Annotated in this window: 15 protein-coding genes; 6 read left to right on the plus strand and 9 right to left on the minus strand. The window is 72.0% G+C overall.

The features are described from left to right. Positions 1 to 56 precede the first annotated feature (56 nt). The 7 genes from OIE12_RS29685 to OIE12_RS29715 all read right to left on the minus strand — a co-directional run bounded on the left by OIE12_RS29685 (position 57) and on the right by OIE12_RS29715 (position 7,950). Positions 57 to 1,127 (minus strand): hypothetical protein, encoded by a 1,071-nt coding sequence (locus OIE12_RS29685; protein WP_329140609.1) that lies wholly within the window; start codon positions 1,125 to 1,127, stop codon positions 57 to 59. Positions 1,128 to 1,167: 40 nt separating this feature from the next. Then, complete coding sequence (locus tag OIE12_RS29690) at positions 1,168 to 2,442, minus strand: FUSC family protein (RefSeq protein ID WP_329140611.1); 1,275 nt, start codon at positions 2,440 to 2,442, stop codon at positions 1,168 to 1,170. 77 nt (positions 2,443 to 2,519) lie between these two features. After that, positions 2,520 to 3,014, minus strand: a complete 495-nt coding sequence (locus OIE12_RS29695) for an FBP domain-containing protein (protein WP_329140613.1) — start codon at positions 3,012 to 3,014, stop codon at positions 2,520 to 2,522. A gap of 317 nt (positions 3,015 to 3,331) precedes the next feature. Then, entirely contained in the window at positions 3,332 to 4,690 is a 1,359-nt protein-coding gene (locus OIE12_RS29700; RefSeq protein WP_329140615.1) for a GH1 family beta-glucosidase, read from the minus strand. A 44-nt stretch (positions 4,691 to 4,734) separates the two neighbouring features. Further along, entirely contained in the window at positions 4,735 to 5,616 is an 882-nt protein-coding gene (locus OIE12_RS29705) for a carbohydrate ABC transporter permease (protein WP_329140617.1), read from the minus strand. Continuing rightward, positions 5,609 to 6,628, minus strand: coding sequence for a carbohydrate ABC transporter permease (locus OIE12_RS29710; protein WP_329140619.1), 1,020 nt, complete (start codon positions 6,626 to 6,628; stop codon positions 5,609 to 5,611). The genes OIE12_RS29705 and OIE12_RS29710 overlap by 8 nt, the downstream gene beginning before the upstream one ends. A gap of 5 nt (positions 6,629 to 6,633) precedes the next feature. Then, complete coding sequence (locus OIE12_RS29715) at positions 6,634 to 7,950, minus strand: ABC transporter substrate-binding protein (RefSeq protein WP_329140621.1); 1,317 nt, start codon at positions 7,948 to 7,950, stop codon at positions 6,634 to 6,636. 204 nt (positions 7,951 to 8,154) lie between these two features. Between OIE12_RS29715 and OIE12_RS29720 the strand changes: the two genes are divergently transcribed. After that, positions 8,155 to 9,453, plus strand: a complete 1,299-nt coding sequence (locus tag OIE12_RS29720; RefSeq protein WP_329140623.1) for an ROK family transcriptional regulator — start codon at positions 8,155 to 8,157, stop codon at positions 9,451 to 9,453. Positions 9,454 to 9,516: 63 nt separating this feature from the next. On the opposite strand, the gene OIE12_RS29725 is transcribed toward OIE12_RS29720, so the two are convergent. Both OIE12_RS29725 and OIE12_RS29730 read right to left on the minus strand, forming a co-directional pair. Then, positions 9,517 to 10,944, minus strand: a complete 1,428-nt coding sequence (locus OIE12_RS29725; RefSeq protein ID WP_329140625.1) for a M1 family metallopeptidase — start codon at positions 10,942 to 10,944, stop codon at positions 9,517 to 9,519. A gap of 102 nt (positions 10,945 to 11,046) precedes the next feature. After that, positions 11,047 to 11,967 carry a M20/M25/M40 family metallo-hydrolase gene (locus OIE12_RS29730; RefSeq protein WP_443053965.1) on the minus strand — a complete coding sequence of 307 codons (921 nt, stop codon included), beginning with the start codon at positions 11,965 to 11,967 and terminating at the stop codon, positions 11,047 to 11,049. A gap of 337 nt (positions 11,968 to 12,304) precedes the next feature. Between OIE12_RS29730 and OIE12_RS29735 the strand changes: the two genes are divergently transcribed. The 5 genes from OIE12_RS29735 to OIE12_RS29755 all read left to right on the plus strand — a co-directional run bounded on the left by OIE12_RS29735 (position 12,305) and on the right by OIE12_RS29755 (position 18,778). Then, entirely contained in the window at positions 12,305 to 12,550 is a 246-nt protein-coding gene (locus tag OIE12_RS29735) for a hypothetical protein (protein WP_329140629.1), read from the plus strand. A 28-nt stretch (positions 12,551 to 12,578) separates the two neighbouring features. Continuing rightward, the gene (fdh, locus tag OIE12_RS29740; protein ID WP_329140631.1) at positions 12,579 to 15,830 is read left to right on the plus strand and encodes a formate dehydrogenase; all 3,252 of its coding nucleotides are present in this window, start codon (positions 12,579 to 12,581) and stop codon (positions 15,828 to 15,830) included. Positions 15,831 to 15,898: 68 nt separating this feature from the next. After that, on the plus strand, positions 15,899 to 16,813 hold the full coding sequence (locus OIE12_RS29745; RefSeq protein ID WP_329142308.1) for a 4Fe-4S dicluster domain-containing protein: 915 nt from the start codon (positions 15,899 to 15,901) through the stop codon (positions 16,811 to 16,813). Further along, positions 16,810 to 17,814, plus strand: a complete 1,005-nt coding sequence (nrfD, locus tag OIE12_RS29750) for an NrfD/PsrC family molybdoenzyme membrane anchor subunit (RefSeq protein ID WP_329140633.1) — start codon at positions 16,810 to 16,812, stop codon at positions 17,812 to 17,814. The genes OIE12_RS29745 and nrfD overlap by 4 nt, the downstream gene beginning before the upstream one ends. Positions 17,815 to 18,043: 229 nt before the next feature. After that, a complete protein-coding gene (locus OIE12_RS29755) occupies positions 18,044 to 18,778 on the plus strand; it encodes an SDR family oxidoreductase (RefSeq protein ID WP_329140635.1) in 735 nt (244 codons plus the stop codon). Positions 18,779 to 18,786 lie beyond the last annotated feature (8 nt).

Consider the following 18,786-nt stretch of genomic DNA (forward strand, 5'->3'; position numbering starts at 1 on the left):
GCGCGCACCGGGCCGGCGTCGACCCGGTGCGCACAGAGGACGTGGCGGACGCCGCGTCACCAGTCCCCGTCCGTCACCGGTTTTCCCTTCGCGTCGCCCAGCGGCTTGATCTGGTCAGGGGTCGGGGGCTGCCACGGGTCGTGGTCGTCGCCGAGCCAGTCGCCGACCGGCTGTACCGCCGTCAGTTCGTCCGTCGGGGACACGTCGGTTCCGTCCTCGTCGTAGTAGTCGAACCACGGGAGTCCGGCCGCCGTGTACGCCGCCCGGTCGACCGGGGACGGCGGGGGTGCCTCGCCCGTGATGCGGCGCCATTCCGGTGGCGTCACCAGGTGGACGAAGACCCGCGCGCCCGGCTCCGCCGCCCAGTCGGCCGCCGGGCGGTCGTCGCGGTAGATCTCCTGCCGCATCGCACCGCCCACGCCCAGCCCCATCGCCGCGGCCCGGCGTTTGGGCGCCCCCGAGGATCCGGGTGCCGCGCCCGGGGCGGACATCATCGCCATCGGCGCCGCCGGCGGGGGTCCGCCGAAGGCACCCGCCGCCGCGCGCGACGCCAGCCGGCGCTGGTCCGCCCGCCACTGCTCCCGCTTCGACGGGTTCAGCGGGAACGACTGCAACTGGATGCCGCCCCACACCTCCTCGCCCGTCACCTGGCCCTCCACCGTCGCCCCGAGCCCGAGCGGCACCGCCACGAACTGGCGTACGGTCCCCTTGCCCGAGTTGATGCCGTCGAGCCACGGCTGGCGCGGCAGCACCACGTAGTTCTGCGGGTCCCGGTCCAGCCGGCCGCTCCACGGCCGGCCCGAGACCGCGCACACCTTGCCGACCCCTACCTGCAGCGCGGCCGGCTCCGTGGAGCCGCCGAAGGCCAGCCACATCGCCTCGCGCAGATACACTGGCAGCAGCACCCCGCCGCGCGCCCGCCACTCGGGCGGGACGGTGTCCGCGTAGTCCTCCACGCGCCGGACCGGGAACTCCCCGAGCCCCGGCGGCAGCGCGTGCGTGCCCTTCTCGGGCAGCCGCAGCGTGCGCATGAAGCGCACCTGCACCCCGCCCGGCAGCCGCAGCGTGGTCCCGTCGATCCGAACGGTGCCGGTGCCGGTGTCTTCGGCGCGGTCGTTGTCGGTCATGTGCCGTCCCCCTGTCCGTCTCTCTGCTGCGTCAACGTCGTCAGGGGGTCCGCCGGTTCCGGCCGCGGCGGGGGAGTGGGATGCGCTCGCGCAGCCGGGCCGGACGGGCGGCGCCGAGGCCGTCCCGCAGCCGGGTCAGCCAGCGGGTGCGCTCCCGCTGCTCGCGCGTGCAGCGGTCCAGCTCCTCCAGCAGCCGGCGCGAGCGGTGCTCGGTGTCCATCTCGTCCAGGATCCGGTTGACCTCGGTCAGCACCGCCCCCTGCAACTGCCACTGGCTGGGGTCGCGCTGCACCTCCTCCAGCATCAGCCGGGCCAGCCTGTCGCGGGTCGCGGCGGCGGTGGCCAGCTCGTTGGCGAGCCGTTCCTCCGCCGATTCGGCGCTGCGGCTGACGTGCGTGGTGACCAGCACCGCATAGCTGACGACGGCGTCGGCGACCTGGGAGAACAATTCCTCCACGGCCGCCCCGATCCCGGGCCGGAACAGCGGTCCGGGGTCGCGTTCCTTGGCCAGGTCGGTGAACGAACGCGCCAGCACCCGCAGCACCACCGTGCAGATCTCCAGCGTGTCGAGGCCGGTGCGCAGCACCACCCGGTGCAGCAGCCCCTCGCGCACACGCGGGTTGAGTTTGAGGCTCTCCTCGGCCTGCCGCAGCGACGCGTCCACCCCGACGATGTCGTGGTCCAGCCGCCGCGCCTCGTGGAGCCGGGCCGCGGCCCGCTCCACCGGCGTACGGCCGGCCGCCTCCTCGCCCATACGGAGCATCAGCTGACGCATCCCGCGGGCCAGTTCCTCGATCGACTCCCCGGCGGTGCCCACCCACACGGGCGGCGCGAACAGCAGGTTGGTGGCCATGCCGACCACCGCCCCGATCAGCGTGTCGAGCACCCGGAGCCAGGCGGTGGAGCCCACCTGGGTGACGCCGAGGACGAGCATCGCGCTGATCGCCACCTCGACCACGAACTCCTCGACCCGCACCAGTTGCCCGACCCCCAGCGCGGCCAGGATCAGCAGGGCCAGACTCCACCAGGTCAGCCCCACCAGGACGCTGAACCCGATGGCCACGACCACCCCGGCCACCACCGCGTTGACCCGTCGGATGCCGGTCGTCAGCGTCGAGTAGAGGGTGACCTGGACGACCAGCAGGGCGGTCAGGGGTGCGGTGAGCGGCAGGTGCTCGGGGCTCAGCCGGAGGGCGACGACATACGCGACGGTCGCCGCCGCCGTCGAACGCACCGACTGCACGATCACCGGATCGCGGTGCCACTTCGCCACCTGGCCGGTGACCACGGCCCAGGCCTTACGTACGTCTTGCATCCCTGGACCATTTCCCCGTCACCGTCTCATCGAACGCATTCGCCCCTTGGCTCACCTGCGTGCACGGGCGCGTGCGCTCAGACGCCCAGCTTGTCGAGGAACCCCGACAGGTTGTCCACCGTGCGGGCGATCTGCTCCTCCACCGTCAGGCTCTCCTGGAACCGGCCGCCGCCCTGCGGGACCTTCTTGCCGCGTACGTAGAGCGAGCAGGCCAGGTCGGTGCACATGTACAGGCCGACGGAGTTGCCCTCTCGGCCGGCCGCGCCCGCCTTGCGCGCGGTCATCAGGGAGACGCCGCTGCCGGGGTGCGTGGTCAGGCAGAGCGAGCACATGCTGCGGTGCAGGAAACCGCGCTGCGCGGAGGGGAAACGCAGGGTGACGCCGACGAGCCGGCCGTCGCGCTCGGTCACCACATAGCTGCGGTCGGGCGCGCCCGGGTCGCGCCAGCCGAGGAAGTCGAGCGCGTCCCAGGGGCGCTCGTCGAGGTCCCGGGGCACGGAGAGCCGCTTCGCCTCGCCTTTCGAACAGTTGACGAACGAGGTACGGATGTCCGGCTCGGTGAGGGGTCGCATGGCGTGCTCCTGAACGGTTTGCGGTAATACCTAGGGCTCCTAGGTTTCCAGGTTCGCACCTACGGTAGGAAGCGAGACCCCACGAGCGCCAGGGAATTTCCCCTCCGTACGCCCCGGGCACCGCCGCACCGGCCAAGAAAAACAAAAGGACTCTCCGCGCATCCTCGCGTCGGAGAGTCCTCGGGGCACTCTGCCGAACCCCATGGCGCACGAGTAGCCCGTCCCGTGCACCCCATGCGTCCCGGCCGCACCACCCCACCCGCGTGGCGCAGCGCGGCACCCCGGCCGTGCCGCGCCACGCCGCGTGGGCCCGCGCGCTACGCCGCGCTCTGCCCGAGCCGCCCGTGCGCGCGGATCAGGTCCGCGTAGTGGTGCCCGCTGCCCTTGATGGTGCGGCGCTGCGTCGCGTAGTCGACGTGGACCAGCCCGAACCGCTTGTCGTAGCCGTACGCCCACTCGAAGTTGTCGAGCAGCGACCAGGCGAAGTACCCGGCCAGCGGCACGCCCTTGCGGACGGCGGAGGCGCACGCCGCCAGGTGCTGGTCGAGGTAGGCGACGCGCTCGGGGTCGTCGACCGTGCCGTCTGGACGTACGACGTCGGGGTAGCAGGAGCCGTTCTCCGTGATGTACAGCTGCCGGGCGCCGTAGTCCTCGGTGAGGCGGAGCAGCAGCCGCTCGATGCCGTTCGCGTCGACCTCCCAGTCCATGCCGGTGCGCGGCAGCCCCGGCTGGCGTACCGCGCGGGCACGGGGCGCCGGTCCCGTGGGGTCGTCCTCGATGGCGGACGGGAAGTAGTAGTTCAGGCCCAGCCAGTCCAGCGGCTCGGCCATCGCCGCGAGGTCGCCCGCCCGCTCGGGCAGGTCGACGCCGTACACCTCGCGCATGTCCGCGGGGAAGCCGCGGCCGTGCACCGGGTCCAGCCACCAGCGGTTGGCGTGGCCGTCCATGCGCCGGGCGGCCGCGACGTCCTCGGGCCGGTCGGTGGCGGGCTCGACGTAGGACAGGTTGTTGACGAACCCGATCCGCGCGTCCGGGACCGCCGCGCGCACCGCGCGGACGGCGAGCCCGTGGCCGAGGAGCAGATGGTACGAGGCGCGCACGGCGGCCGGGAGGTCGGTCAGCCCCGGCGCCATCTTGCCCTCCAGATGGCCGATCCAGGCGGAGCACAGCGGCTCGTTCAGCGTCGTCCACATCGTGACGCGGTCCCCGAGCCGCTCGGCGACGACACCGGCGTACGAGGCGAAGGCGAGCGCGGTGTCGCGCTCCGGCCAGCCGCCCCGGTCCTGGAGCACCTGCGGCAGGTCCCAGTGGTAGAGGGTGACGGAGGGGGTGATGCCGGCCGCGAGGAGCGCGTCGATCAGCCGGTCGTAGAAGTCGAGCCCCTTGGCGTTGACCTCGCCCGTGCCGCCCGGCACCACGCGCGGCCAGGCCACCGACAGCCGGTAGGCGTTGGTGCCCAGCCGGCGCATCAGTTCGATGTCCTCCTCCCAGCGGTGGTAGTGGTCGCAGGCCACATCACCGTGGTCCCCGCCCGCGACCTTGCCGGGGGTGTGGGAGTAGGTGTCCCAGATGGAGGGCGAGCGGCCGTCCTCGGCGGCGGCCCCCTCGATCTGGTACGCCGCGGTGGCCGTGCCCCACAGGAAGTCGCGCGGGAAGGCGCCGAGGTCGATGGTCACGGGGGTCCTTTCGGGAATCCGGTTCAAAGCGGTGCCGGGTGCGGTCACTTGACGGCTCCCGCCGTCAGTCCGGCCACCAGGTACCGCTGGAGCAGCAGGAATCCGGCGACCACGGGCACGCTCACCACGAGCGAGGCGGCCATGATCTGGTTCCAGTACACGTCGTATTGCGTGGAGTAGCCCTGGAGTCCGACGGCGAGCGTGCGGGTGGTGTCGTTGGTCATCACGGAGGCGAACAGCACCTCGCCCCACGCGGTCATGAAGGCGTAGACGGCGACCGCGACGATGCCGGGGATCGCGGCTGGCACGACGACGCGGAACAGCGCGCCGAGCGGACCGCAGCCGTCGACCAGCGCCGCCTCGTCCAGATCGCGCGGCACCGAGTCGAAGTAGCCGATCAGCATCCAGATCGAGAACGGCAGCGAGAAGGTGAGGTACGTCAGGATCAGCCCGCCGCGCGAGCCGAACAGCGCGATGCCGGTGGCGTTGCCGATGTTGACGTAGAGCAGGAACAGCGGCAGCAGGAAGAGGATGCCGGGGAACATCTGCGTGGACAGCACGGTCACCGTGAAGACGCGCTTGCCGCGGAAGCTGTAGCGGCTGACCGCGTAGGCGGCGAACACCGCGATGACCACCGAGCAGACGGTCGCCGCGCCCGCCACGATCAGCGAGTTCACGAAGTACTTCGCCAGCGGCACCGTCGACCAGATGTCGATGTACGGGCGGATCGTCAGCTCGCTGGGCAGCCAGTGGAACGTGCCGGTGACGTCCGCGAGCGGCTTCAGCGAGCTGGAGACCATCACGTACACCGGCACCAGCACGAAGCCGGTGAGCAGGGTGAGGAAGATCCGCCGGGTCCACAGGAAGGTGCGCGGCGGCGCCATGGGGGAGCGGGGCACCCGTGCGGTGCGCAGGGTCTCAGACATCGGCCGTCTCCTTACGGCGGCGGGAGCTGCCGGCGGTGCGGTCCCGGGAGGTCAGCGCCAGATAGACGCCCGTCACCACCAGCAGGAAGAGCAGCAGCAGGACCGACATCGCCGAGCCGGTGCCGAAGTTCCAGGTGACGAAGGACGCCTGGTAGATGTGGACCGAGATGAGGTCCGCGGCCTGCGGGGCGCCCTTGCCGAACAGCACGAACGGTGTGTTGAAGTCGTTGAACGTCCACAGGAACAGCACCAGCACCAGCACCTGGTTGACGGGGCGCAGCGACGGCAGCGTGATCCGGCGGATCTGCTGGAGCATCCCGGCGCCGTCCAGCGCGGCGGCCTCGTACAGCTCCTTGGGGATGTTCTGCAACCCGGCCATCACGATGAGGAAGGCGAACGGCCAGCCCTTCCACACCGACACGGTCAGCAGCGCGATGAAGCTGTTGTCGCCGATGAGCCAGAAGGAGGGCTTGTCGGTGAGGCGGAGCTGGTCGTGCAGGACGTGGTTCACCAGGCCGTTGTCGTGCTGGAACATGAACACCCAGGTGATGACGGCCGCGTAGACCGGCAGCGCGTACGGCACCAGGAACAGGGCGCGCAGCAGACCGCGGCCGCGGAAGGTGTCCTGCATGCAGATCGCGGCGACCGTGCCGATCAGCCAGCACAGGCCGACCGACAGCAGGGTGAAGACGACGGTCACGAGGAAGGAGTGGAGCAGCGCCTCGCCGACCGGCGCGTCGAAGTCCACCGACACCTTGTAGTTGTCGAACCCGGACCAGGGGGCGGTGCCCCAGTCGCGGATGTAGAACTGGGTGAGCTCCTTGAAGCTCATCACGACACCGATCACCATCGGTATCAGATGGACCAGGAGTTCGAGGATCAGGGCGGGCAGGAGGAGCAGGTAGGGCAGGGTGACGCGGCGGAGCCGCCCGGTGCGGCGGCGGGGGCCGCGTGCCGCACCGGGCGGGTCCTTGCGCACCGCCGGCTCCCGGGCCGGGGCGGTGGTGGTCATGTGGCTCACTTCTTGGGCATCTGCTGCTGGGCCTTCTCGAGCTTCGCCTTCACCGACGCGGTGGTCACCGACCGGCCGCCGGCGGCGTCGGCGAACAGTTCCTTGACGGCCGTGCCGACCGTCGTCTCGAACTGCGACTCGTCGGCGACCTGCGGCAGCGCGGCGGCGCTGGTGCCGAGGGTGGTCTTGAGGACGGCGGTGGCACCGGAGTTGAACGCCGGGTCCGACTGCGCCGCCTTCACCGGCGGGATCGAGCTGTAGGCCTTGTTGAGCGTCTTCTGCTCGGCGTCGCTGGTCATGAACTTCACGAACTCCGTGGCGCCGTCGAGGTTGTCGGTGTTCTTGAAGACGGCCATGTTGATTCCGGCGACCATCGAGTTGACCTGGGTGCCGGCGCCGGGGGTGCCGGACTGCACGGGCACCGGGGCGATGCCGTAGGCGTCGTCGGCCATGCCCTGCGACTTGAGGTTGGACGCGGCCGACTGCCACAGCAGCATCGCCGTCCTGCCCTTGGCGAAGTCGCTCACCGACTGGTTCTGCGCGTACTCGGCGTTGCCCGCCGGGATCGCCTTGTCCTTCGCCATCAGGTCGACGTACTGCTTGACCGCCGCGACGGCCTTGTCATTGGTGAAGTCGGGCTTGCCGTCGGCCGTGAAGAAGTCCGCGCCGTGCTGCTTGGCGAAGACGAACACGTGGTGGATGTTCTCGGAGAGGTTGGAGCCCTCGGCGCCCAGCGGGTTCTTGCCCTTGGCCCTGATCTTCTTGCCGTCGGCGACCAGTTCGTCCCAGGTGGCCGGCGGCTCGGAGATGCCCGCGTCGGCGAAGATCTGCTTGTTGTAGTAGAGCGCGTACGCCATCGAGTACAGCGGGACCGCGGCCGGGTCCTTGCCCTCGGCGCCGGTCGAGCCGAGCGCGGAGTCGACGAAGCGGTCCTTGCCGCCGATCTTCTCGAAGTTCTTCGCGTCCCACGGCAGCAGCGCCCCGGTGGCCTGCAGCGAGGCGCTCCAGGTGTTGCCGATGTTCAGCACGTCCGGGCCCTGGCCCGAGGTGGCGGCGGTCAGGATCCGGTTGAGCAGGTCCGACCAGGGCACGACCTCCAGCTCGACCTTGATGCCGGTCTGCTTCTCGAACTTGTCCAGCTCGGGCTGGAGGACCTTCTTGTCCACCTGGATGCTGGCGCCCTGGTTGGAGGCCCAGTACGTGAGCGTCTTCGGCGAGTCGTTGGACCCGCCGCTCGTCGACGAGCCGCCGCCGCACGCGGTCACGGCGGTCAGCAGGGAGACGGTGACCGCGGCGGCGGCCGCGACTCGGGTTCTGCGCATGGCTCAGGCGTCCCTTTCCTCAGGGCGAGCGCGAGGGCGGGTTCGGAAGGCGGAAGGACCGGGCCCGGACGGGCCCGGACCCGTTCACTTCCCGAACGTCCCTCATGGCTTAACTTAGAGCGTGAGTTAAGACCTCATGGAAAGTCGCGTCAAGATGTCGCGCAGAGGTATCTTGCGTCAAGGGGCAGGCCGGGAGGGAGCCACATGGCGGGGCGGAACGGGCGGACGGTGCGTGACCTGCGGCGCGGCAATCGCGCCGAGGTACTGCAACGGTTGTATTTCGACGGCCCGATGAGCCGCTTCGAACTGGGGCCGGTGACCGGGCTCAGCTCCGGCTCGGTCAGCAACGTGGTGGCCGAACTGGTGGCCGACGGACTGGTCGAGGAGGCCGGCTCGGTCGACTCCGACGGCGGCCGGCCCCGCACCCTGCTGCGGGTGGCGCCCGCCGCCGGGCACATGATCGGCGTCGACGTCGGCGAGACCCGGGTCCGGGTCGAGCTGTTCGACCTCGCCCTCACCGAACTCGCCCGCACCGAACGCCCGTTGGAGCACCAGCGGTACGACGTCGACGTCGTCGTCGGCCACATCCGGGACGGCATCGCCGAGGTGCTGGCCACCACGGGGCTCGCCCCCGAGCGGCTGCTCGGCGTCGGCATCGGCGTCCCCGGCATCGTCGCCCGCGAGGGCGAGCAGGGCGCCGTCGTGCACGGCCAGACCATCGGCTGGGACGCCGTCCCGCTGGAGGCCAGGCTGCGCTCCGCCTGTCTGCTGCCCGACTCCGTGCCCTATTTCGCCGACAACGGCGCCCGCACCCTCGGCCAGGCCGAGATGTGGTTCGGCGCCGGCCGCGGTGCCCGCAACGCGGTGGTCGTCCTGTTCGGCTCCGGTGTCGGCGCCTGCCTCGTCACCGACGACGTGACCGGCGGCCGCGCGGTGGAGTACGGGCACCTGACCGTACGGGTGCGGGGGCGCCGGTGCCGGTGCGGGGCGCTGGGCTGCCTGGAGGCGTACGCGGGCGCCGAGGCGCTGCTCGCGCGGTGGCGGGAGGCCGGGGGACAGGTGCCCGAGGGCGCCGACGAGGAGACCGCGCTCACGGCGCTGCTCGCGGCGGCGTACCCGGAGGAGGGCGGGGCCGACCCGGTGGCGTCGGCGGTCCTGGAGGAGACGGCGGAGTACCTCGGCGCCGGCCTCTCCGACCTGATCAACCTCTTCCGCCCCGAACGCATCCTGATCGGCGGCTGGGCGGGCCTCCAGCTCGGCGCCCGCTTCCTGCCCGCGGTCCGCCGCCACGCGGTGGCGTACTCCCTGCGCCACCCGGCGGAACGGGTCGCGATCGAACTGGGCCGGCTCGGTCCGGACGCGGTGACGGTGGGCGCCGCGATCCTGCCGCTGGCCGACTTCTTCGCGGCCGGGGGACGCCGGGCGGGCGCCGGCCCCGACACCGCCCCGCGCCGCGCCCCGGCATGGCGCGAGGCGCTGCGGGACCGGGCGTCGGGGAGGTAGGCCTCCCGGCTCCGCCGCCCCCGTCCCTCCGGGAAGCGGACGAGGGCGGCAACGGGGACGCGGTCAGCCCGCCGGGGCGAGCGACGCGAGGGAACCGGGGTAGAGGTACTTGTCCGGCGGGACGGTGGTGCCGTGCGCCCACGCCCGGAAGAAGCCGGTGAGGTCCTTGCCGGAGACCTCCTGGGCGAGCGCCTCGAACTGCGGCCAGGACGCGTTGCCGTAACGGTGGTCGCGCTGCCAGCGCTTGAGGGTGCCGAAGAACGCGTCGTCGCCGACCGTGCGGCGCAGCGCGTGCAGCATCATGGACCCCTTGCTGTACAGGGCGTTGGCCAGTTCACTGCCCTGGCCGGGGTCGTACAGTCTCGTCGTCCAGAACTCGGGGTCCGCCTCGCTCTCCTCCACCATGTCGGCGTAGAAGCCCTTGTCCAGGTCGGCTCCGTGCTTTCCCTCGTCCCACAGCTGGCCGGCGTACTGGGCGAAGCACTCGGCCAGGCAGCCGTCGCGCCAGTCGCTGAAGGAGACGCTGTTCCCGAACCACTGATGGGCGTTCTCGTGCACCATGGAGGCGTCGAAGAAACCCCCGTGGTACGTCGGGCGGCTCTGTGTCTCCAGGGCGATCGGGCTCTCGCCGTCGTCGCCGCTGACGACGATCGCCCCGGCCGAGGAGAAGGGGTACGGGCCGAACTTCGAGGCCAGGAAGTCGATGATCTCCGGCAGCTCCGCCTCCGCCTCGGGGTCGATGCGCGACCCGGGACTGTAGGCGTTGATGACGGGAGTGCCGTCGGAGAGCTTCGAGGTGCGCATCGTGAACCTGTCGATGGCGAGCGTGCTGAGGTACGTGGCCATCGGCCGGTCCTCGTACCAGCGGAACGTGGACGTGTTCCGGTCGGTGGTGGTGGCGCCCGGCCGTCCGTTGCCGACCACCGTCCAGCCGGTGGGGACCGTGGCCGTGAGCCGGAAGGTGGCCTTGTCCGAGGGGTGGTCGTTGGCCGGGTACCAGGCGGTGGCGGAGTGCGGCTCGTCCGACACGTCCACGCCGCCGTCGGCGAGCGCGTGCCAGCCCTTGCCGACCGGTTCGCCCGCGTAGCGGACGCGTACGGAGAACCGCGTGTTCCTCGCGAGCGGCCGGGCCGGAGTGATGACGAGTTCGTGCGTGCCCTCCCGGGAGACGGTGCGGGCGGGTGTGCCGTCCACGCTGACCTCGGTGACCGTGAAGCCCTCCAGATCGAGGTGCAGCCGGTCCAGGTCCTCGGTGGCGACGGCCTCCACCGTGGTGTCGCCCTCCAGGTACCGGGGGCGGGCCGGGCCGTAGGTGACGTGCACGTCGTACCGCGAGACGTCGTAGCCGGAGTTCCCGTCGTCGGGGAAGTAGGGGTCACCGACGCCGCCCGTGCCGGAGGCGCCGGCGGCGGGGACTGCGGTGAACACGATTCCGGCGGCCACGGTCGTGGCCAGGGCGGTGGCGCGGCGGCGATGCCGGTGGGCGGGCATGCGTCTGCTCCTTCGTTCGGGAGGGGGGCGAAGTGCGCGCACTCGGGAGGGGGCGAGTGCGCGCGAAGTGTTCGACGCGGGTGCGGGAAGGCCGTGCCGGCCTCAGCGGTGCGTGGCGAGCTGCCAGACCGTGTGGAGGAAGGCGTTGGTACTGGTGGTCTCGACCCGCGGGTCCACGTTGTCCACGCGGTCGCACGCCTCGTGCGTGCACTCGTCGATTCCCGTGGCGAAACCGCCCACCGGGATGCCGGCGTCACCGAACGACACATGGTCGCTGCCACCGATGCCGATGGCGGTCGTGGGCAGGTTCCGGGCCGCGAAGTAGCTCTTGAGCGCCTCGGCCGCCGTGGGGTCGTCGTCGACGACGAGCCAGGACCGGTTGTTCTTCGTGCCGGCCATGTCCACGTTCAGGTAGACGTCGATCCGGTCGCGTGCGGCGGCGGACAGATCCTTCACATAGGCGCTGGAGCCCACCATTCCGGCCTCCTCGGCGCCCCACCAGGCGAACCGCAGATGACGGTCGGGCTTCAGCCCCGACCTGGACACTTCGAGGGCGGTGGTGAGCAGGGCCGCGGAGCCGGAGCCGTTGTCGTTGATGCCGGGGCCGTTCTCCGTGCTGTCGAGATGCGCTCCGGCGAACACGACGTGCCCAAAGTCGCCACCGGGCCAGTCCGCGATCAGGTTGTAGCCGGTGGCGCCGTCGTGGGTGAAGCGGTGCAGGGTGGTGCGGAACCCGGCCTTGTCCAGCGCGGCCTTCACATAGGTGACGGAGTCGCGGTAACCCCGGGTGCCGTGGGCGCGGTTGCCTCCCGCGCGGTCCGCGATGCCCTGCAGGGCGGTCAGATGCGGCATGACCTGGTCCGCGGTGACGACAGGAGGGGTGACGTCCGCGGCGGGTGCGGCCGCGGCGGCCGGGGCGGCCAGGAGGGCGGCGCACAGGCCGAGGACCGCGGTCACCGCGTGACGGCGGGACGACGTACGACGGCCGGCTGAACGGGGGGCCGGTGTGCTGTTCGGGTGCATCGGTGCGGGTTCTCCGGGATGGTCGGGGGTGTGAGGTCGAGGGCCGGGCCGGAGGGCGGTGAGCCCCGGAGGGCCCGGCACGGGAACTCGGCAACGCGGCGATCGGCGTCGTCCTGAGCCCGGCTGGAGAGACGAGGCCGCGACGGCGTCAGTTGTAAAGAGGACGCAAAGCCGCGCGTGCCGGAGAACCGTCCGGCGCCCGGCCACCCTGACGGGGTGTGGGCCCCCGCCCGGTCGACGCGCCGCTCCCCGCGCGTTTCGGCCGGGGCCGCCCGGGTACTTGCGCGTCGCTCCTTCGGGCCGCCGTGCCCGCGGGAGGGAAAGGGAGGACGACGACGTGACCGAGCACCGCCTCGAAGGGCCCGGAGAGAACGGCGACCCCGTCCCGCGCGACCTGCCCGACCAGCAGGCCGGCGAGGGCGAGGACCCCTGGGAGGCCGCCCCCGCGTCCGCCCGCCGGAAGGCGGAGGAGACGGACGGCGACGGCAACGGCACCGACGACGGCACCACCGCTGACGACACCGCCGCCGACGACACCACCGGCCCCGAGGACGAGCCCACCCCCGACGAGCCCACCGCCTGAATCCGAGCGGAGAAGCGGGAGATCCTTCATGCGCATACCGGACCGGCTCCGCGACTGGCCCGTCTACCGTCAGCTCACCGGCGCCGCCGGCGACCGCTCGGGCCGCGGCGGCGCCGCCAAGTCCGCCTCCACCGCGCACCTCCGCCCGCGCACCGACACCGCCGAACGCGTGGTGAAGTCGATCTGCCCCTACTGCGCCGTGGGCTGCGGCCAGGACGTGTACGTCAAGGACGAGAAGGTCGTCCAGATCGAGGGCGACCCCGACTCGCCCGTCAGCCGCGGCCGGCTCTGCCCCAAGGGCTCCGCCACCCTCCAGCTCACCACCGGCCCCGCCCGCGAGCACCAGGTCCTCTACCGCCGCCCGCACGGCACCGACTGGGAGACCCTCGACCTGGACACCGCGATGGACATGGTCGCCGAACGGGTCGTCAACACCCGCCGCGAGACCTGGGAGTGGGAGAAGGACGGCGCCCGCACCGCCCGCACCATGGGCATCGCCAGCCTCGGCGGCGCGACGCTGGACAACGAGGAGAACTACCTCATCAAGAAGCTGCTGACCGGCCTCGGCGTCGTCCAGGTGGAGAACCAGGCCCGCGTCTGCCACAGCGCCACCGTCGCCGGCCTCGGCACCTCCTTCGGACGCGGCGGCGCCACCACCTTCATGCAGGATCTCCAGCACTCCGACTGCATCGTCATCCAGGGCTCCAACTACGCCGAGGCCCACCCCGTCGGCTTCCAGTGGGTGATGGAGGCCAAGGCGCGCGGCGCCCGCGTCATCCACGTCGACCCCCGCTACACCCGCACCAGCGCGCTGGCCGACCTGCACGTCCCGCTGCGCGCCGGCACCGACATCGCCTTCCTCGGCGGGATCATCAACCACGTCCTCACCGAGGAGAAGGACTTCCGCGCATACGTCCTCAACTACACCAACGCGGCCACCCTCGTCGGCGAGGACTTCCGTGACACCGAGGACCTCGACGGCGTCTTCTCCGGGCTCGACGAGGACGGCCACACCTACGACCCGCACAGCTGGCAGTACGAGGGCACGGAGGTCCAGCAGCCCACCGGCGACCCCGACGAGCAGTACGACGAGCGGGTGGGCGGCTTCGGCGGCTCCGAGAGCCACGGCTCCGGCGGCGCGCGGACCGGCCCCGACGCCCCCACCGACCGCACCCTCCAACACCCGCGCTGCGTCTACCAGGTGCTCAAGCGGCACTACGCCCGCTACACCCCCGAGGTCGTCGAGGAGATCTGCGGCGTCCCCAAGGAGACCTTCCTTGAGGTGTGCGAGGCGCTCACCGCCAACTCCGGCCCCGACCGCACCAGCGCGTTCTGCTACGCCGTCGGCTGGACCCAGCACACCGTCGGCTCCCAGTACATCCGCGCCGCCAGCGTCCTGCAGCTCCTGCTCGGCAACATCGGCCGCCCCGGCGGCGGCATCCAGGCGCTGCGCGGCCACGCCAGCATCCAGGGCTCCAGCGACATCCCCACGCTGTACAACCTGCTCCCCGGCTATCTGCCCATGCCGCACGCGCACGCCCACGAGACCCTGGACGACTTCATCACGGCCAGCCGCACCAAGAAGGGCTTCTGGGCGGAGATGCGGTCGTACTTCGTCAGCCTGCTCAAGTCCTACTACGGCGATGCGGCCACCCCCGAGAACGACTTCTGCTTCGACCACCTGCCGCGTCTGACCGGCGACCACTCGACGTACCAGACGGTCGCCGCCCAGCTCGACGGCACCTGCAAGGGCTACTTCCTGATGGGCGAGAACCCGGCCGTCGGCTCCGCCAACACCCGGCTGCAACGGCTCGGCATGGCCAACCTGGAGTGGCTCGTCGTCCGCGACTTCTCCCTCATCGAGTCCGCCACCTGGTGGAAGGACGGCCCCGAGATCGAGAGCGGGGAGCTGCGCACCGAGGACATCGGCACCGAGGTGTTCTTCTTCCCCGCCGCCGCGCACACCGAGAAGTCCGGCTCCTTCACCAACACCAACCGCTGGGTGCAGTGGCACTACGCCGCCGTCGAACCCGAGGGCGACGCGCGCAGCGACCTGTGGTTCATGTACCACCTGGGCCGCCGCATCCGCGAGAAGCTGGCCGGCTCCACCGACCCGATGGACCGCCCCGTCCTCGACCTGGCCTGGGACTACCCGGTCACCGGCCCGCTCGACGAGCCCGTCGCCGACGCGATCCTCGCCGAGATCAGCGGCCACGGCCCGGACGGGAGCCCACTGAGCGCGTACACCGAGCTCAAGGACGACGGCTCCACCCGCTGCGGCTGCTGGATCTACTGCGGGGTCTACGCCGACGGCGTCAACCAGGCCGCCCGCAAGAAACCCCACACCGAACAGGACTGGGTGGCCGCCGAGTGGGCCTGGGCCTGGCCCGCCAACCGCCGCATCCTCTACAACCGCGCCTCCGCCGCCCCCGACGGCACACCCTGGAGCGCACGCAAGAGCTACGTCTGGTGGGACGCCGAGGCCGGCAGGTGGACCGGGCACGACGTGCCCGACTTCGTCCCCGACCTCGCCCCGGACCACGTCCCCGACGACGACGCCGAGGGCGTGGCGGCGCTGCGCGGCGACGACCCGTTCATCATGCAGGCCGACGGCAAGGGCTGGCTGTTCACCCCGGCGGGCCTGGAGGACGGGCCGCTGCCCACCCACTACGAGCCGCAGGACTCGCCCTTCCCCAACGCCCTGTACCCCTCCACCCCGCGCTCGCCCGTCCGGCAGGTGCTCGCCCGCGAGGGCAACCGCTACCACCCGAGCGGCGACGACAAGGGCGCCGAGGTCTTCCCGTACGTCGTCACCACCTACCGGCTCACCGAGCACTTCACGGCGGGCGGCATGAGCCGCTGGTCGGAGTACCTCTCCGAACTCCAGCCGGAGTTCTTCTGCGAGATCTCCCCGCAGCTCGCCGCCGAACGCGGCCTCGAACACGGCGGCTGGGCCACCGTCGTCACCGCCCGCAACGCCGTCGAGGCCAGGGTGATGGTCACCGAGCGGATGCGCCCGCTGCGCGTGCAGGGCCGTACCGTCCACCAGATCGGGCTGCCCTTCCACTGGGGTCCCAACGGCGTGGCGACCGGCGACGCGGCCAACGAGCTGGTCGCCATCTCCCTCGATCCCAACGCCCACATCCAGGAGGACAAGGCGCTCACCGCCGACATCCGCCCCGGCCGCCGGCCGCGCGGCCCCGACCTGCCCAAGCTGGTCGCCGAGTACCGGCGGCGCGCGGGCATCACCGAGCGGACCGGGACGGAGGTCAGGAAATGACGGACGTGAGCGAGCCGGTGGGTACCCCGAGCACCCTCGCGAGCGGGGGACGCGGGGTGCCGGACGGCATGGACCCCAACTCCGGGCAGGAACGCGTCGGCTTCTTCACCGACACCTCCGTGTGCATCGGCTGCAAGGCGTGCGAGGTGGCGTGCAAGGAGTGGAACGCCATCCCCGAGGACGGCATGTCCCTCACCGGCATGTCGTACGACAACACGGAGGCCCTGGGCGCCTCCACCTGGCGCCACGTGGCCTTCGTCGAACAGACCCGCCCGGCACCCGAGGGACGCACCGAACTCCCGCTGCTCGGCGGGCAGTCGGCGGGCGCGGAGCCGCAGGGCGCGGGCGTCCCCGGGGGCGCCACCGCGCAGGAGACGGTGGAGGGCGGCAGCGGCGGCGACATCCGCTGGCTGATGTCCTCCGACGTGTGCAAGCACTGCACCCACGCCGCCTGCCTCGACGTGTGCCCCACCGGCGCGCTGTTCCGCACCGAGTTCGGCACCGTCGTCGTCCAGGAGGACGTCTGCAACGGCTGCGGCTACTGCGTGCCCGCCTGCCCGTACGGCGTCATCGAGCAACGCCCCGACGACGGGCGGGCGTTCAAGTGCACCCTGTGCTACGACCGCCTCGGCGCCGGCCAGGAACCCGCCTGCGCCAAGGCCTGCCCCACCGACTCCATCCAGTTCGGCCCGCTGGACGAACTGCGGCAGAAGGCCGCGCTCCGCGTCGACCAGCTGCACGAGGCCGGCGTCACCGAGGCCCGGCTCTACGGCGAGGACCCGGACGACGGGGTCGGCGGCGACGGCGCCTTCTTCCTCCTCCTCGACGAACCCGAGGTGTACGGGCTGCCGCCGGACCCCGTCGTCACCACGCGCGACCTGCCGGCGATGTGGAAGCACGCGGGGGTGGCGGCGCTGTCCCTGCTGGGCGCGTGCGGCGCGGCCTTCGCGGCCACCGGGATCTTCGGGGAGGGGCGACGATGACCAGCGCGGACAGCTCCCTGCCCAAGCGGGCGGAGGACGGCGGACGGCACGGCAGGCACCGACGCGGCGGACGCCGCAGGGGTGAGCAGCTCATGGTGCCCAAGGCCGAGTTCGATTCGTACTACGGCCGGCCCGTCATCAAGGCGCCCTCCTGGGAGGCGCGGGACATCGCCGGGTACTTCTTCCTCGGCGGGCTCGCCGGGGGTGGCTCGGTGCTCGCCGCCGGGGCGCACCTCACCGGGCGGACGACCACGGCCAAGGCCATGAAGGTCTCCTCCCTCGCCGCCGTCTCGCTCTCGGCGGCGGCCCTCGTGCACGACCTGGGCGTGCCGAGCCGCTTCTACAACATGCTGCGCGTCGCCAAGCCGACGTCCCCGATGAGCGTGGGGTCCTGGCTGCTGGCGGCGTACGGGCCGGCGGCCGGGGCGGCCGCGGCGAGCGCCGTCACCGGGAGGCTGCCGGGCGTGGGCGCGGTCGCGACCGGCGCCGCCGCGCTGCTCGGGCCCGCCGTCGCCTCGTACACCGGGGTGCTCGCCGCCGACACGGCGGTGCCGGCGTGGCACGGGGCGTACCGGGAGCTGCCGTACCTGTTCGCGGCGTCGGCGACGGCCGCGGCGGCGGGGATGGCGCTGGTCGTCGGGCCGGTGCGGGAGAACGCGCCGGCGCGGTGGGCGGCGGGGGTCGCGGCCCTTGCCGACGTCGGCATCTCGCAGGCCGCCGAGCGGCGGCTGGGGATGGTCGCGGAAACCTGGAAGTCGGGGCGGGCGGGGGTGCTGCTGAAGACGGCGAAGGCGTTGACGGTGGGCGGGGCGGTCACGGCGGCCGTCCTCGGCCGCCGGTCGCGGGTCGCCGCGGTGGCGGCGGGCGCGGCACTGCTCGCCGGCTCCGCCTGCACCCGCTTCGGCGTCTTCGCGGCGGGAACGGCGTCCGCGGAGGACCCCAAGTACACGGTGGTCCCGCAACGGGAGCGCCTGGCGACGACGACGGCGGGGGAGGGCTGAGCCGCGGGAGAGCCGGGGTGGGCGGGGTTCTTCGGCGGGTGCGCGTGAGCGGGGCTCGTCGCGCGGTTCCCCGCGCCCCTGCGGGGCGCCAGAGCCTCTCGTGCGGTTCCCCGCGCCCCTGACGGGGGGTGGCCGTCGCCGACCGGGTGTCTTGTTGCCTCACATTCCTGCGGGCCGCGTCGTCATGTGGGTGAGGGCGGCGAGTGGTGCCCGGGAACGGAGTGAGGAAATGAAGGTTTTCATCGCGGGTGGGCGCGGCCGTGTGGGGTCCCGTCTTGCCGACAGCCTGGAGGCCAAGGGCTACGAGGTGGTCCCGGGAGGACTGGAGGACGGGATCGACGTGCTCTCGGGCAGGGGGCTCGCCGAGGCCCTCGTCGGGGTCGACACCATCGTGAACGTCCTCAACACCCCGCGCTTCGACGCGGCAGGGGCGATCTCGTTCTTCGAGGGGTCGGTCGGCAACCTGACCGCGGCGGGCGAGCGGGCCGGCGTGCGTCACCACATCGTGCTCTCCATCGTCGGCGTCGGGGAAGGAGACGCGTCCGAGATCGGGTACTACCTCGGCAAGGTGGCGCAGGAGAGGGCCGTACGGACCGGTTCGATTCCCGCCACCATCGTCCGGGCCACCCAGTTCCAGAGCTACATTCCTGTCCTCGCCGACCAGCACACCGTGGACGGGAAGGTGCTCGCTCCGAGGTCGTTGATCCAGCCCGTCGAGCTGGACGAGGTCGTCGACCTGCTCGCCGAGGCCGTCACGACGCCGGAGCCGGGGAGCGCGGTCGAGATCGCGGGACCCGACCGGTTCCACCTCGACGACCTCTTCCGTGCCACCCTGGCCGAGCGTGGAGACGAGCGTGAGGTGGTGACCGTGGACGGACCGGAACCCCTCGAGGGCATGGTCCCGCGCGGCGCGTACCGGAAGGGCATGGTGCGGTACCCGATCGCGGGGATCCCCACCGTCTGAACGCGACA

Origin of the sequence: Streptomyces sp. NBC_00670 (genome assembly GCF_036226765.1) — a bacterium.
GTDB lineage: Bacteria > Actinomycetota > Actinomycetes > Streptomycetales > Streptomycetaceae > Streptomyces.